The 13,879-nt window shown below is 68.9% G+C and carries 18 protein-coding genes; 10 read left to right on the top strand and 8 right to left on the bottom strand.

Annotated features, from left to right (window positions below; translation table 11 throughout):
* Positions 1–4: 4 nt before the first annotated feature.
* The 4 genes from nrdF to DW298_RS19245 all read left to right on the top strand — a co-directional run bounded on the left by nrdF (position 5) and on the right by DW298_RS19245 (position 4,472).
* A complete protein-coding gene (gene nrdF / locus DW298_RS05410; RefSeq protein WP_017828866.1) occupies positions 5–982 on the top strand; it encodes a class 1b ribonucleoside-diphosphate reductase subunit beta in 978 nt (325 codons plus the stop codon).
* A 169-nt stretch (positions 983–1,151) separates the two neighbouring features.
* Positions 1,152–2,894 (top strand): DUF4304 domain-containing protein, encoded by a 1,743-nt coding sequence (locus DW298_RS05405; RefSeq protein ID WP_136041435.1) that lies wholly within the window; start codon positions 1,152–1,154, stop codon positions 2,892–2,894.
* Between the two features lie 11 nt (positions 2,895–2,905).
* Positions 2,906–3,928 (top strand): hypothetical protein, encoded by a 1,023-nt coding sequence (locus tag DW298_RS19250; RefSeq protein WP_168429560.1) that lies wholly within the window; start codon positions 2,906–2,908, stop codon positions 3,926–3,928.
* 43 nt (positions 3,929–3,971) lie between these two features.
* A complete protein-coding gene (locus DW298_RS19245; RefSeq protein WP_168429559.1) occupies positions 3,972–4,472 on the top strand; it encodes a GNAT family N-acetyltransferase in 501 nt (166 codons plus the stop codon).
* A 6-nt stretch (positions 4,473–4,478) separates the two neighbouring features.
* Here the strand turns inward: DW298_RS19245 and DW298_RS05395 are convergent, their stop codons facing one another.
* A complete protein-coding gene (locus DW298_RS05395) occupies positions 4,479–5,090 on the bottom strand; it encodes an NAD(P)H-dependent oxidoreductase (protein WP_136041433.1) in 612 nt (203 codons plus the stop codon).
* Positions 5,091–5,180: 90 nt separating this feature from the next.
* Here DW298_RS05395 and DW298_RS05390 point away from each other — a divergent pair, with 90 nt between their 5' ends.
* The gene (locus DW298_RS05390; RefSeq protein ID WP_136041432.1) at positions 5,181–5,384 is read left to right on the top strand and encodes a hypothetical protein; all 204 of its coding nucleotides are present in this window, start codon (positions 5,181–5,183) and stop codon (positions 5,382–5,384) included.
* 35 nt (positions 5,385–5,419) lie between these two features.
* Here DW298_RS05390 and DW298_RS05385 read toward each other — a convergent pair whose 3' ends face one another.
* From DW298_RS05385 to DW298_RS05375, 3 genes are read right to left on the bottom strand one after another with little or no spacing between them, the layout of a single operon-like run.
* On the bottom strand, positions 5,420–6,022 hold the full coding sequence (locus tag DW298_RS05385) for a GNAT family protein (protein WP_136041431.1): 603 nt from the start codon (positions 6,020–6,022) through the stop codon (positions 5,420–5,422).
* 8 nt (positions 6,023–6,030) lie between these two features.
* On the bottom strand, positions 6,031–6,423 hold the full coding sequence (locus tag DW298_RS05380; protein WP_136041430.1) for an ImmA/IrrE family metallo-endopeptidase: 393 nt from the start codon (positions 6,421–6,423) through the stop codon (positions 6,031–6,033).
* 42 nt (positions 6,424–6,465) lie between these two features.
* Positions 6,466–6,840: a helix-turn-helix domain-containing protein gene (locus tag DW298_RS05375; protein WP_240745025.1), complete on the bottom strand. Its 375-nt coding sequence runs from the start codon at positions 6,838–6,840 to the stop codon at positions 6,466–6,468.
* Positions 6,841–6,970: 130 nt separating this feature from the next.
* Here DW298_RS05375 and DW298_RS05370 point away from each other — a divergent pair, with 130 nt between their 5' ends.
* The 3 genes from DW298_RS05370 to DW298_RS05360 are packed head-to-tail and all read left to right on the top strand — an operon-like array spanning position 6,971 to position 8,568.
* The gene (locus tag DW298_RS05370; RefSeq protein WP_240745024.1) at positions 6,971–7,165 is read left to right on the top strand and encodes a helix-turn-helix domain-containing protein; all 195 of its coding nucleotides are present in this window, start codon (positions 6,971–6,973) and stop codon (positions 7,163–7,165) included.
* A 29-nt stretch (positions 7,166–7,194) separates the two neighbouring features.
* Positions 7,195–8,124, top strand: a complete 930-nt coding sequence (locus tag DW298_RS05365) for an aldo/keto reductase (protein ID WP_136041428.1) — start codon at positions 7,195–7,197, stop codon at positions 8,122–8,124.
* Between the two features lie 51 nt (positions 8,125–8,175).
* On the top strand, positions 8,176–8,568 hold the full coding sequence (locus DW298_RS05360; protein WP_136041427.1) for a PLDc N-terminal domain-containing protein: 393 nt from the start codon (positions 8,176–8,178) through the stop codon (positions 8,566–8,568).
* Here the strand turns inward: DW298_RS05360 and DW298_RS05355 are convergent.
* From DW298_RS05355 to DW298_RS05345, 3 genes are read right to left on the bottom strand one after another with little or no spacing between them, the layout of a single operon-like run.
* Positions 8,565–9,536 carry a DUF1731 domain-containing protein gene (locus DW298_RS05355; protein ID WP_136041426.1) on the bottom strand — a complete coding sequence of 324 codons (972 nt, stop codon included), beginning with the start codon at positions 9,534–9,536 and terminating at the stop codon, positions 8,565–8,567. The two genes, DW298_RS05360 and DW298_RS05355, sit on opposite strands and share 4 nt — an antisense overlap.
* Positions 9,533–10,186: a DUF4166 domain-containing protein gene (locus DW298_RS05350; protein WP_136041425.1), complete on the bottom strand. Its 654-nt coding sequence runs from the start codon at positions 10,184–10,186 to the stop codon at positions 9,533–9,535. Before DW298_RS05350 ends, DW298_RS05355 begins: the two co-directional genes overlap by 4 nt.
* Positions 10,187–10,195: 9 nt before the next feature.
* Positions 10,196–10,813, bottom strand: a complete 618-nt coding sequence (locus tag DW298_RS05345; protein WP_136041424.1) for a TetR/AcrR family transcriptional regulator — start codon at positions 10,811–10,813, stop codon at positions 10,196–10,198.
* A 107-nt stretch (positions 10,814–10,920) separates the two neighbouring features.
* On the opposite strand from DW298_RS05345, the gene DW298_RS05340 reads away from it, so the two are divergent.
* The gene (locus DW298_RS05340; RefSeq protein ID WP_136041423.1) at positions 10,921–11,727 is read left to right on the top strand and encodes a sugar phosphate isomerase/epimerase; all 807 of its coding nucleotides are present in this window, start codon (positions 10,921–10,923) and stop codon (positions 11,725–11,727) included.
* Entirely contained in the window at positions 11,727–12,857 is a 1,131-nt protein-coding gene (locus tag DW298_RS05335) for a Gfo/Idh/MocA family oxidoreductase (RefSeq protein WP_136041422.1), read from the top strand. Before DW298_RS05340 ends, DW298_RS05335 begins: the two co-directional genes overlap by 1 nt.
* A gap of 31 nt (positions 12,858–12,888) precedes the next feature.
* Here DW298_RS05335 and DW298_RS05330 read toward each other — a convergent pair.
* Positions 12,889–13,879, bottom strand: a 991-nt coding sequence (locus tag DW298_RS05330) for an ROK family protein (protein WP_136041421.1), incomplete at its 5' end; no start/stop codon positions are given.

Here is a 13,879-nt window from a genome sequence, read left to right as displayed (position 1 = left end):
GATAATGACTCCCGAAAGACTCAAGCTGGTCTCCAGCGTGCAGGCGATCAACTGGAACCGCATCCAGGACGACAAGGACCTCGAGGTCTGGAACCGTCTGGTGAACAACTTCTGGCTGCCGGAGAAGGTGCCGCTGTCCAACGACGTGCAGTCGTGGAACACGCTCACCCCCGACGAGCAGCTGCTCACCATGCGGGTGTTCACCGGTCTCACCCTGCTCGACACGATCCAGGGCACCGTGGGTGCGGTGTCGCTGATCCCCGACGCGATCACGCCTCACGAAGAGGCCGTGTACACGAACATCGCGTTCATGGAGTCGGTGCACGCGAAGAGCTACTCCTCGATCTTCTCGACGCTCGCGTCGACGAAGGAGATCGACGAGGCGTTCCGCTGGTCGACGGAGAATCCGAACCTTCAGAAGAAGGCTCAGATCATCATGGACTACTACCAGGGAGACGACCCGCTCAAGCGCAAGGTGGCCTCCACCCTGCTGGAGTCGTTCCTCTTCTACTCGGGGTTCTACCTGCCGATCTACTGGTCGTCGAAGGCGAAGCTGACGAACACGGCCGACCTGATCCGCCTCATCATCCGTGACGAGGCCGTGCACGGGTACTACATCGGCTACAAGTTCCAGAAGGGTCTCGAGAACGAGACCCAGGAGCGCCGCGATGAGCTCAAGGACTACACGTTCTCGCTCATGTACGAGCTCTACGACAACGAGGTGCAGTACACGCAAGACCTCTACGACGGCGTCGGTCTGACCGAAGACGTGAAGAAGTTCCTGCACTACAACGCCAACAAGGCCCTCATGAACCTGGGCTACGAGGCGATGTTCCCCTCCAGCGTCACGAACGTGAACCCGGCGATCCTGTCGGCGCTCTCGCCGAACGCCGACGAGAACCACGACTTCTTCTCGGGGTCGGGCTCGTCGTACGTCATCGGCAAGGCCGAGGCCACGGAAGACGACGACTGGGACTTCTGAGAGTCGCCGGCGGACATCCGCTGCATGACGACAGCCCCCGGCCACTTGCAAACGAGCGAGTGGCCGGGGGCTATCGCGTGTGCTGAAGTCCGAGTTCAGCGACGGCTGATGTCGTCGGACACCCATAGAATTCGGGAATGCGCACGCACCGAAGCCGCCCTGCAGAGACATGCCCCTGACGCGCGAGATGCTCCTCCACGACATGGAGGCGACCCTCGACCGTATCGGCGTCGGCATGAGCGAGTGGCCAGAGGGGGTCGACGTCAAGAAGTTGTCACCGCGGGATCAACTCGTGGCCCTGCTGCTGATCATGGATATCAGCCCCACGCGGGTGAACGGGTGGCCGTTCCGGTCAGCGGAAGACAAGATCGTGACCTCCCTGCCGCGGAAGACCCTGCCCTGGGACTCCGACACCGCGGTGTTCGCCCTGCAGGCGGCGCTGAAGGTCGATTGCATGAATTACATCTGCGGGCCGGCGCTGCGGGGCGCGGAGAAGGCGATGGCGGCCGGCCACGTCGGCCCCGCCCTGTACGAGGCGATCGACGCCTGCGCGACCCACCTCGCGGGCCTCATGCACGGGCGGTTCGCGCCGCGCTGGAACGTCGACAAAGACCTCAAAACGGCCAATCGGCTGCTGGCCTCCTTCCTCCCACCGGGTGTGCTCGACCTGACAGCGGTCCAGGATGGAGACGAATGGGCGGAACGGGCGCGGCAGCTGGCCCGTGCCCATCCCGTAGACGACGTGGAGCCCTTGGTGCGTCATCTCGCGCTCCTCGGGCACAAGGCGCCGTCCCAGACCTGGCAGCGGCAGCTGCAGGAAGTGCTGCGTCCGGCGACCGCCCGTCTCCTCGTCGCGGAGTGGGTCGGTGCCGCTCGGGAGGCCGAGGTTGCCGCCGACGGCCATCTCTACGCGCCCTCGAACGAAGATCTGGTCCGGGCAACGGTGATCGCCGCGCGAGCGCTCCCCGCAAGCGAGGTGCCCTCGGAGATGCTGGGAGCCTTGGTTCGGCAAGGTGCCGAGACGCGACCTCCCTCCACTGAGTCCCTGGCGCTCCGCGTGGCCAGTGCCGCCGTGGACACGCTCGCGCAGCGCGCCGCCGAGAGCGACCTGGCCGAGTTGGAACGGCTCCTCGACGACATCTCCCGCCGCGATCTTCTGAAGCGGATCGGCGCAGCGCTCGGACCCGGAGCCGTCGCACGCGCCGAGAAGCGCGACGCCGACCTCAAGAAGGAGAAGGCCGCGGCCGTGCGGGCGAAGGCGAGTCCCATCCCGAAGCTTCTGCGTGCTGAGGTGGATCGCATGCTGGACGAACGCGTGAACGGCACGATGCGCGAGCTGGGCTTCCGCAAGTCCGGCCGTACCTGGCGTCGATGGGTGGATGCGCGTGTGGAGCTCGTGGACTTCTACTCCAGTGACCTCTACATGAGTGTGCAGTACGGGGTCCTGTTCGAAGGACTGCACCCCGAGGATGGCCCGGCGCCGCAGCGCGACCCGAAGCGGGTCAAGCCCTTCGAGCTCGACCTGCTCGTGTCCGAGACCGGGTGGTTTGCCGAGGAGGACGTCCTCGACCTGCTCGCCGAACGCGTGCGCACGGAGATCGTCCCGTTCCTGGAGCGCTGCGGCGACCGCACCGCGCTCTTCGAGCTGCTGCTGCACGGGGTGGGTCTGCCGCCGGTGCTCCACCGCGGGGATCCGCGGTTCCGCGACACGGACTACTCGGTGTCGCTGCGCAATCGACCAGCTCAATCGGGTCTCGCGCTCGGAGCACTCGCCTGCATCGACGGCGATCGTGCCGGAGCGGAGAGCTGGCTCGACGCGGCAGATCGGCAGGTCGATCCTCTCAGCCACCATGCCACGAAATCCGAGATCGACTACTGGCGGGAGCGCACTGCCGCTCTGCCCGCGCCGTAGCGTCCAGATCGATGACGGAGAACACCCCCGCCACGACCACCCCCACCGACGCCCGCGTGCGCAGGACCGTGACCCGGAAGCTGGTGCGCAACCCGCTCCTCTGGGGCGCGGTGCTTCTGCTCGCCGCCATCTGCTTCACGCTCGCCGGCGACGATCTGAGCTTCTTCCCGTTCCTGCTCATGCTGGTCGGTGGCTGGTGCTTCGGCTTCGCGTTCGTGAACGCGACCTTCGACATGGAGCCCGCTCGCAACGGTGCGATCCTCCACGTGATCGTGGCCGTCGTCCTGGGCGTGCTCGTCGCCTCGGTGATCGAGTTCGGGGGAGACCTGCTCGACCCGTTCCCCGATGCTGTTCGCGGTGTCGCCGTGGTGCTGCAGATGGCGGCGATCCCCGCGGTCGGATGGATCTGGCTCGGCCTCCTCAGCCGGGTCACGGATCTCTTCACTCGGCGCGACGGGAAGAAGCGACCGCTTCCGGTGTCTCCGGGCTGGGAACGTGAGGAGAGCGGAGACGGTTCGATCGTGCGCTTCCCCGCCATCGAGCTCCGAATGCGCACCCTCACCCAGGCGATCGTGGCGATCGTCGTAGTCTTCGGGCTTCTCGGCGTCGTCGCGCTGATCGCGCTCGATGACATCGCGATGCGGATGGGGCCGAGGATCGCCGTCATCCTCCTGGGGATCGTCATCGGGCTGCCCGTGTACCTGGCGTTCACCGCGATCCTGCGCCGCCGCACGGAGGCATGCACGGTCGCCTTCGGTAACGATGAGCTTCGAGTCCGAGTGGGCGCTGCGCTCCACACGATCCCGTTCCGCGACCTGGAGTATCTGCGGTGGCGGACCCGGAGCGAGTACGCGCGTGTCGAGGTGCGCAGCGCCGGTGCGGATCTGTGTCTGGTCGCCGGGCTCGCGAAGCCGCCGCGCGGTCTCTCCGCCGAGCTTCCAACGTTGCCGAAGCGGGTCTACCGACGACTCGAACTCGCCGGACTCGCGCTCGAGAAGTCGCGCCGGGACGAGGTCGTCACCTTCCGCCGGTGATCCGATCGGGCCGAGCGTCGGTGGCCCGTGCCATCATCCGAGCATGGAATCCCTCCGGCTCCGGCTCTGGTCCGAGAACGACATCGAGCTGCTGCACGCCGCGAACACCCCGGCGATGACGGCTCATCTGAACGGCCCGGAGACCGAGGAGCAGGTCGTCGAACGCCAGGCACGCTATCTGCGACTCGTGGCGTCGGGTGAGGCGCGGATGTTCGTGATCGAAGACGACGCGGGGGCGTCGCTCGGTTCGATCGGGTACTGGCGCATGGACTGGCGGAAGGAGCCCGCGCTGGAGACCGGCTGGTTCGTCCGACCCGAGGCGCAGGGGCGCGGGGTGGCATCGAACGCCCTCGCACTGCTCGTCGACGACGCCCGCGAACATCGAGGGGACCGGCGGTTCCTGACGGCATTCCCCGGCGTCGACAACCCGGCGTCCAACGGCGTCTGCCGCCGGAACGGCTTCGCCCTGGTCGGCACGTTCACCGAAGAGTTCCGCGGAGCAGAGCTGACCGTGAACGAGTGGGTGCTCGACCTCACGGCGTGATCGAGATCATCCCGCCGGATACTCCTGCGCCTTGAGCAGCCGGGCGAGGTGCGCCGCGTTCCGCGCTGCCGTCCCGATCGCCGACTCGACCTTCTCCGGGGTCTCGTCGAGATCTTTGTAGTCGGTGGTGTGCATCGCCTCCCCGTTCCAGTAGACCGAGCCCTGGGCCGGGATGGTGAATCCGACGTCGTTCAGCGATTGGAAGAGGATCGCCGCGATGTGATGTGCCCCGTCTTCGTTGCCGACGATGCCCGCGATGGCGACCTTGTCGAAGAGGGTGGGGCGGCCGCGGGCGTCGGTCTCGCCGAGCTCGGCGTCGAGCCGTTCGAGCACGCGCTGCGCGACGCTGGAATGCTGTCCCATCCACGTGGGAGTGGCGAACACGAGGATGTCGGCGTCGAGGATGCGTCGTCGCACGCTCGGCCACTCGTCGCCGTCACCCATGTCCTTCTGCACTCCGGGGCTGATCGACAGGTCGACGGCGCGGACCAGGTCGCCCGTGATGCCGTGACCGGCGAGGGCGTCGAGCAGTTGGGTCGCGAGGAGGTCGGAACTCGAGGAGGCGGGCGACGGCTTCAGCGTGCAGGAGACGGCGACCGCGGTCAGTGGTGTCTTCATGCTCCGAGCAGACCAGACGACGAAGAACGTGCACAGGGGGTTTCCGAGTCCGGGCTATCCTGGTAGACGGCACCGACGACAGGAGATCCCGTGATCCTCAGCTTCCTCTTCTTCATGATCCTCTTCATCGGAGGCATCCTGCTGATGGGCATCTCGTTCGGGCTGCCGGCCCTCAACGCGCTCGCCTTCTGCGGCGGCCTCCTGCTCGTCACGCTGGCGATGGCGTTCATGCTCCGTCAGGGCGGCTCGGCGACCCGCCGGTCGAACAACTGGTCGGGCAACGCCACCGAGTGATCCGTCGCGGTCGACGCCTCCGCGACGCCGGCCGCTCAACGTCGTTTGGCGAGCCTCGCCTCGAGGTTGGCCTTCACTGCGGGCCACTCCGGCTCGATGATCGAGTACTCCACGCTGTCGCGCAGCGCCCCGTTGCGATAGCGGCTCATGGCCCGCATCACTCCGTCTTGCTTGGCGCCGAGCCGCTCGATCGCCGTGCGCGACTGGAAGTTGACCCACTGCGTGGTCAGGCCGACACGGAATACTCCGAGCGTCTCGAAGGCGTGCTGGAGCAGGAGGAGCTTGGACTCCGCGTTCGTGCCCGTGCCGTGCGCGGATGGACGGTTCCAGGTGTAGCCGATGTGGAGACGCGGAACGTCGGCGACGATGTCGTAGTACGAGGTGAGTCCGAGAACGCGTCCGTCGGCACCGAAGGCGGTGAAGGGGACCATCTCGCCCTTCTCGATGAGCGAGATCCGCCGATCGACCTCGGCCGCCATGCCGTCGGGGGCCGGAACCGATGTGTACCAGGCCGTCTTCCACAGGTCGCCCTCCTGCGCCGCGTCGACGAGGCCGTCGACGTGCGAGCGTTCGAGCGGGCGGAGTTCGACGAGTTCGCCGGTGAGGGTGACGGGGGTGGGGGTGACGAGGAAGGCCATGACGGTATTCAACCAGCGACGGGCACGGCCCCCTGCCGCAGCAGCTGCTGATAGGCGATCACCAGCTCGATCGTGACCCCCAACTCGAAGGCCAGACTGGCGAGGTGAGGCCCGCGGAGCTCTTCCGCCTCGGCATAGGCCTCCGGGGTGATCAACCGACACGCGGCCCATTCGTCGGCCTGGCGCTCCTGCTGCGCGCGGACCGTGGGCAGGCGAGCCGGGGCGTGCCCGAACCGGGCGTGCCCGAGCTCATGCGCGAGCACGCTGCGCGTCGTTCGCGCGCTCATGCCCGGGCTGAGGCGGATCGTGCGCGTCATCGGATCGAAGCCGCCGCGCGTGCGACCGGGGCGCTCGACGATGCGCAGGCTCTGTGCCTCGGCGAGGTGCAGAAGCTCGTCCATGGCTCTCCTCCTCACCGTGCCCGCCGGCATCGTGCGACGCGGCTAGTCGTAGAGGTCGTCCGTGTCCGAGTCGTGCGACGTGCGGGATTCGAAAGCGACCTCGCGGGTATCTTCTCGTGGACCGGCGACATCGGGGGTGGGGCGGATCGGAGTGATGCGCGCGGTCGTCTCGCCGTCTGCTCTGAGACGTTCCTCCGCGCGGGCGAAGAGGACGTGGGGCTCGAGACCGAGAGCGTCGCAGACCGAGTACACGACCGGGACGGGGATGGCGCGCTTGCCGGTGACGTAGTTGTCCAGGGCGCTGCGTGCGATGCCGATGGTCCGCGCCATCGCCGCGATGCTGCTCCTTGACGCGGCGATCTCCGCGCGGATCTGACGCCCCACGGCGTCGTTGAACTCCTCGGCAGGTGTCTTCACCCGGCTCACGATAGCAGCGCGTCGACTCCAGAATGCCGCCATTATGGTGCAGGAGGAGGCGCGGAGTGTCCGTGCGGGGTACTACCGTGTGCGTATGGGGACAGGATTGCGTCATATGTTGGCATCGACGGTGGATGGAGCCCGAGTGCACGCCGGGATGTCGTTCACTCGGCTTTCGGAGCTCTCGGGCATCGAGCCGGAAGCGCTCGCAGAGCTGCTGGAGGGGCAGACCGACTTCACGGTCGTCGACCTCGTCGGCATCGCCACGGCGCTCGACATCCCGATCACGAGGCTTCTCCCGGTGTCCGCCGCCGACGACTGCTGATATCGGCCGCGCACAGTAGCGTGGTCCGCATGAAGACTGTGCCGTTCGGATCGTCCACCGCCCCCGCCCTCGTCGCCGGCATGATGCGCATCGACGACAAGGACGACGCGCACATCCGGGCGCTCTACGCCGCAGCCCGAGAGTCCGGCATCGACTTCTTCGACCATGCCGACATCTACGGCGGGAGCATGCACCACTGCGAGGCGCGCTTCGCCGGTGCGTTGAAGCTCAGCGCCTCCGAGCGCGACGAGATCGTGCTGCAGACCAAGTGCGGGATCGTGCCGGCGCAGGGGATGTTCGATTTCTCCTACGAGCACATCGTCGCCCAGGTCGAAGGCTCCCTGGCCGCGCTCCAGACCGATCGCCTCGACGTGCTGCTGCTGCACCGCCCCGACATCCTCGTCGAGCCCGAAGAGGTCGCCCGCGCGTTCGACGAGCTGGAGGCCGCGGGCAAGGTCCGGGCTTTCGGCGTCTCGAACCACACGCCGCGACAGATCGATCTGCTCCGCACGGCCGTCCGGCAGCCGCTTGTCGCCAACCAGCTGCAGCTGTCGATCACCCATGCGCCGATCCTTGCCCAGCCGGTCGCGGCGAACATCGCCGGCCACGAGCAGAGCATCGTGCGCGACGGCGGCGGCATCGTGGAGTACTGCCGCATCAACGGCATCACGATCCAGGCCTGGTCGCCGTTCCAGGACGGCCGCGGTCACGGAGTGTTCCTCGGCAACCCCGAGTACCCGGAGCTGAACGCGGTGATCGATCGCCTCGCCGCGTCGTACGGCGTGACTCCGCTGGCCGTCGCGACCGCCTGGATCACCCGCCACCCCGCCGGCATGCAGGTGGTCCTCGGCACGACCACACCCGAGCGCGTGCGCGAGGCCGTGATGGGTTCCGACCTCGAACTCACCCGGCCGGAGTGGTACGAGCTGTTCCGCGCCGCCGGACACCTGCTGCCATAGAAGTGGTTCGGGGTCGCGCGGCACCGTCACGCCGTCGTCTACCCTGAACTCATGCCGTTCCTGTTCTCGCTCCTCGTCATCGCCCTGATGATCGGCGCGCTGATCGACATCATCACCCGCGACAGCGCCCTGGTGAAGCACCTGCCGAAGATGGTGTGGATCATCATCGTGATCCTGCTGCCGCTCATCGGCAGCGTGCTGTGGTTCGCGATCGGGCGCGAGTACGGAGAGTCCGGCGTTCCCATCCCCCGCATGCGCAGGGCGGAGCGGCCGGCCGCCACCCGCACCGACGTGCGCCCCTCGCCTCCGGCGGACACGCGCACGACCGAGCAGCAGATCGCCGATCTCGACCGTGAGATCGAGGAATGGCGCCTCCGCGAGGAGGTCGAGAAGCGTCGCCGCGACGGCGATGCCGCCTCCGGTTCCGCCGGAGCCTCCTCTTAGGCCGAGGCCCCTTCGCGGTCGAAGGATTCGCGGATCGCCTCCTCCAGCTGCGGGTAGCGGAACTCGAAGCCCGCGGCGGTGAGCTTTTCGGGCAGCACCCACCGGCTCTTCAGGACGAGTTCGGTCTCGGTGCGGATGCCGATGGCGCCGAGCTCCAGGATCCAGCGGGGCAGAGGCGGACCGATGCGAGCGCCCAGCACGCGACGGACGGTCGCCATGAACTCGACGTTGTCGACCGGATTCGGGGATGCGACGTTGACTGGTCCCTCGAGCGACGGCGTCCGCTCCACGAAGTCGATGATGCGCGCGACATCATCGATGTGCACCCAGCTGAACCGCTGGCGCCCGCGGCGTGCGCGGGAGTGGTGAACGGTCCCGGCCCGGCGCCGCGCGGCACTCGCGGGCCACCGGCCGTCGTACTGCGGACCGCCGAGTCCCAGCCTGGCGAGGTTCTTCAGCGGCTCGAGCACGCCGCCGTGGCCGAGCACGATGGCGCTGCGCAGGGCGACGCGGCGGGTGGCGGGCAGCTCGTCGGCGAACAGCGCCTTCTCCCAGGCCTTCGCGACCTCGACAGAGAAGCCCGTGCCGAGCTCGCCCGTCGACTCGGTCATCGGGCGGTCTTCGGCGTGCCGGTAGATCGTGGCCGTCGACGAGTTCACCCAGACGGCGGGAGGCGCCGAGGCACGGGCGATCGCCGTGCTCAGCGAGGTGGTGGTGTCGAGTCGCGACCGGAAGATCTCGGCGCGGTTATCCGGCGTGTAGCGGCAGTTAACGCTCTTGCCGGCGAGCCCGATGACCAGGGATGCGCCGTCGATCGCGCGGTCGATCCCGACCTGATCGCCCCAGCGGAGGTCGGCGCCCGAGCGCGAGATCGTGACGACCTCACGCCCCTCGGCGCGGAGTCGGGAGACGAGGTGACTGCCCATGAATCCCGTGGATCCGCCGATCACGACCCGGCCTGCGTTCATGCGGATTGCTCCTTCTCTGCGATGTGGGGGACATCGGCGATACGGGGGACGCGGTACTCGAAGTCGCCCCGGTACTCGTACACGCGGCCGATGAGGGGCGCGTCGATCGTGAGCGCCACCTGCTGCCGGTCGATGTCGTCGTCGAAGCGCTCCGTGAGGCGGACCACCGGCGAGATCAGGCGGGGGATGCGGATCCGGAGGCGCCCGAGTCGCATGCCCACGGCCCGACTGGTGAGGCGGAGCGCGCCGTCGTGGACCTCGACGTCGAAGCAGGCAGCGACGAGTCCGGGCTCGCCGAGCTCGTCGACCACGCGGCCGTGTCGGGTGAGCGCGACCGCGTCGTGCATGACCCACGGGCCCCGGGCGAAGTGGAAGGTGCGCTCGCCGATGGCCCGCGACGCGATCGTGCGGTTCTCGACGCGGAAGGGGACGTCGCGCTCCCAGGCGGCCGCGACGACCCCGCGACGTTCGAGGATGCGGAGCAGGGGCCAGAGCCATCGCCGCGGAGTGCCGACCACGTGGAACACGCCCTCGCCGATGCCGACGGCGCCGTCGGGGACCGCCGAGAAGTACGCGCGCAGACGCGGGTGCAGGTCGTCGAGGCGGTCGCCGAGAGCCCGGGCATAGGGCGATTGCGGCACGGGCGTCACCGTTCGAGCCTAGCTCGGCGGTCGCAGCAGCCGATCGAGCAGCGCGAGGGCCTCGTGCTGTGGCGCGGTCTCATCCAGCAGCCACTGCGTCTGGAGGCCGTCCGACGCCGCGACGACGAGCGCAGCGACGGCATCCGCGTCGACGTCCGTGCGGATCTGCCCGCCTTCCTGCTGCCGTCGGACGGTCTCGGCGAGTCTGTCGCGCAGACGGGCGAATCGACCGGTGGCGAACGTGCGTGCCGCCGGGTGTCCCTCCTCGAGCGCCGACGCGACGAGGGTGGAGTACAGCTGCACGAGACCGGGGATCGCGCGGTTGAAGCGTGCGGACTCGATCATCATCTCGACCGGCGTCGCGTCGGGCGACGGGGGATCCGGCTGCCGCCCGGGTGCGTTGCTCTCCTCGTACACGGCGACGAGCAGCTCTTCGAGCGAGCCGAAGTAGTGCGTGAGGGCAGCGTGCGTGACGCCGACTTCGCGTGCGATCGCCCGCAGGCTCGTGCGGTCGGAGCCGCGCTCGGCGAAGACCTCGATGGCGCGATCGAGGATCTCCTGTCGGCGGGCGATCCCCTTGGCGTAGGTGCCCCGCGGGCGGGGCTGCTCGGCAGGCTCAGGCGTGTCGGCGGGCATGGGGCGAGTCTAGCGAACCAAAACTTCCACGTGGAGGTATTTGGTGGTAGCGTGCCTGCACGGGGCAGTGACCCCGCACGTCACCGAAGACCGAAGGAGCATGACCGATGACGATTCAGACCTCCCTGCAGCTGTTCACGATCAAGGACCAGCTGGAGGCCGACCTCGAGGGCACGCTCTCGGCGGTCGCCGCCCGCGGCTTCACCGCCGTGGAGCCCTACGACTTCGTCCGCCGCGCCGAGCCGCTCGCCGCCGCGCTCTCCGCAGCCGGGTTGACCGCGCCGTCGGGGCACGCCTTCCTCGCCTCGGAGTCGTTCGTGAACCCGGACGGCAGTGGCACGACCATCCCCGTCCCCACGCCCGACGTCGTCTTCGCCGCAGCCCGGGTGCTGGGGATGGACACGGTCATCGACCCGTACACCGAGCCTGCCCGCTGGGAGTCCGTCGCGCAGATCGAGGAGACCGCCCTTCTGCTGAACGAGGCCGCCGAGATCGGAGCGACCGTCGGCGTCCGCGTCGGCTACCACAACCACGCCCATGAGCTGGAGGCCGTCTTCGACGGGGTGACCGGGCTGGAGGTCCTCGCCGGGCTGCTCGACGAGCGCGTCGTGCTCGAGGTCGACCTGTACTGGGTGGCGCGCGGCGGCGTCGACCCCGTCGCGCTGCTCCAGCGCCTCGGTGACCGCGTGATCGCGGTGCACGCGAAGGACGGCACGCTCGACCCGGCGCTCGCCGGCGCCTACCCGCCCGCCGACCAGGTGGCCGCGGGTGAGGGATCCGTTCCGCTCGTCGAATCCATCGCCGCCGCCCCGGCGCTCGAGCTCGCGATCGTCGAGTTCGACCACTACGAGGGCGACCTGTTCGACGCGATCGAGCGCAGCCGCGTCTTCCTCGACGAGAAGGTGGCCGGCTGATGGCGGGTCCTGTCGGCGTCGGCATCATCGGTGCCGGGAACATCAGCGACCAGTACCTGTCGAACCTCACCACCTTCCCGGATGTCCGTGTGATCGCGGTCGCCGACGTCATCGAGGAGCGGGCGAAGGCCCAGGCCGAGAAGTACGGCGTGCCGCGCGCCGGTGGCGTCGATGTGGTGCTCGACGACCCCGAGATCGACATCGTCGTGAACCTCACGATCCCCGCCGTGCACGTCGAGGTCTCCGAGGCGATCGTCGCCGCGGGCAAGCACGTCTGGACCGAGAAGCCGATCGGCGTCAGCCGCGAGGAGTCGCGCCGGCTGCTGGAGAAGGCGGATGCCGCCGGCCTCCGCATCGGCGTGGCCCCGGACACCGTGCTCGGGCCGGGCGTGCAGACCGCCAAGCGGGCGATCGCGCGCGGTGACATCGGACGCCCCCTGTTCGGGCAGACCACCTTCCAGTGGCAGGGTCCGGAGATCTTCCACCCGAACCCCGCGTTCCTGTACGCCAAGGGCGCGGGGCCGCTGCTCGACATGGGTCCGTACTACGTGTCGACCCTCGTGCACGTGTTCGGACCGGTCGCCGCGGTCGCCGCCCTCGGATTGCAGGGGACGCCGACGCGTCGCGTGCAGGTCGGCGAGCTGGCCGGTCAGGAGTTCCCGGTCGAGATCCCCTCCACGCTCAGTGTGCTGATGGACTTCGAAGAGGGCGGACAGGCGCAGAGCCTGTACAGCACCGACTCGCCGCTGCTGCGGCAGGGGATCGTCGAGATCACCGGCACCGAGGGCACGATCGTAATCCCCGACCCGAACACCTTCGGGGGCCCGATCACCATCACGCGCCCGCTCACGCGCCAGTTCGTGCCGCCGGAGCCGATGACGCAGGAGATCGTCGACATCGCACAGGAGGGCGTGCTCTCCGGCCGCGGTGTCGGACTGCTCGACATGGCGCGCGCGATCGCCGCGGACCGCCCGCACGTCGCCACGGGGGAGTTCGGCTACCACGTGCTCGACACGCTCCTCTCGATCGAAGAGGCCGCCGAGTCGCGCAGCTTCGTCCCCGTCGAGAGCACGCTGGATCAGGTCGGCGTGATCGACGCCGGCTTCGATCCGTTCGAAGCCACGCTCTGACGGCCGCTGCTCGGGGCGGCGGGGGTGCGTGTCAGCGCGCCTTCGCCGCCACGTAGCGGTCGACGCTCGCGGGGGACAGCACCTCGCGGGCGACCATGATCGCCGCCCCCAGCACGGCGGCGCGATCGCCGGCCTGCGACTGCACGATCGCCAGGTGCTGCGTCGCCAGGGGGATCGACCGTCGGTAGACGACCTCGCGCACGCCCGCGAGCAGGTGCTCGCCGGCGCGGGCGATGCTGCCGCCGAGCACGATGATCGACGGGTTCAGGAGGTTGACGACGGTCGCGAGGACCTCGCCGACGTCCCGCCCCGCCTGACGGGTCGCCTCGATCGCGGCGGCGTTCCCGGCGCGGACCAGGTCGACGACATCCGACGGACCGTGCACGACGAGCCCTTCCGCGCGGAGCGCGATCGCGAGGGCGGAGCCGCTGGCGAGAGCCTCGAGATCTCGCTCATCTCCCGGCTCGCGGGTCGATCCCGCGCCGGCGGGCACCTGCACGTGACCCATGTCTCCCGCGGACCCCTGCGCGCCACGCTGCAGCTGTCCGCCCGCGATGATGCCGGCGCCGATGCCGGTCGAGACCTTGACGAAGACGAGGTCTTCGACCTGAGGCCAGCTCATCGCCTGCTCGCCGAGGGCCAGGATGTTGACGTCGTTGTCGACCAGCACCGGCACGTCGAAGGTCTTCTGCACGTAGGCGGGAACGTCGAACCGATCCCAGCCGGGCATGATGGGCGGGTTGGTAGGTCGGCCGGTGGAGTGCTCCACGGGGCCGGGGACGCCGATGCCGACGCCGACCAGGGGGAGTCCGCCGGCGGTCGAGTCGAGCAGGTCGGCGGCGTCGGCGAGGATCGTGTCGAGCAGGCTCTCGGGTCCGTCGCCGATGTCGATCGTGCGCGTGCGGGCATCGAGGATGACCGCGGCGAGGTCGGCGACCGCGACCGTCGCATGCGTGGCACCGAGGTCGACGGCCAGCACGAGCCCGGCGCGCGGGTTGAAGGCCACGCGCGCGGGCGGTCGC

Source organism: Microbacterium sp. A20 (assembly GCF_004794515.1).
Classification (GTDB): domain Bacteria; phylum Actinomycetota; class Actinomycetes; order Actinomycetales; family Microbacteriaceae; genus Microbacterium.
Note: the sequence above shows the minus strand (reverse complement) of the source record. Positions and strands in the feature narration are given on the sequence as shown.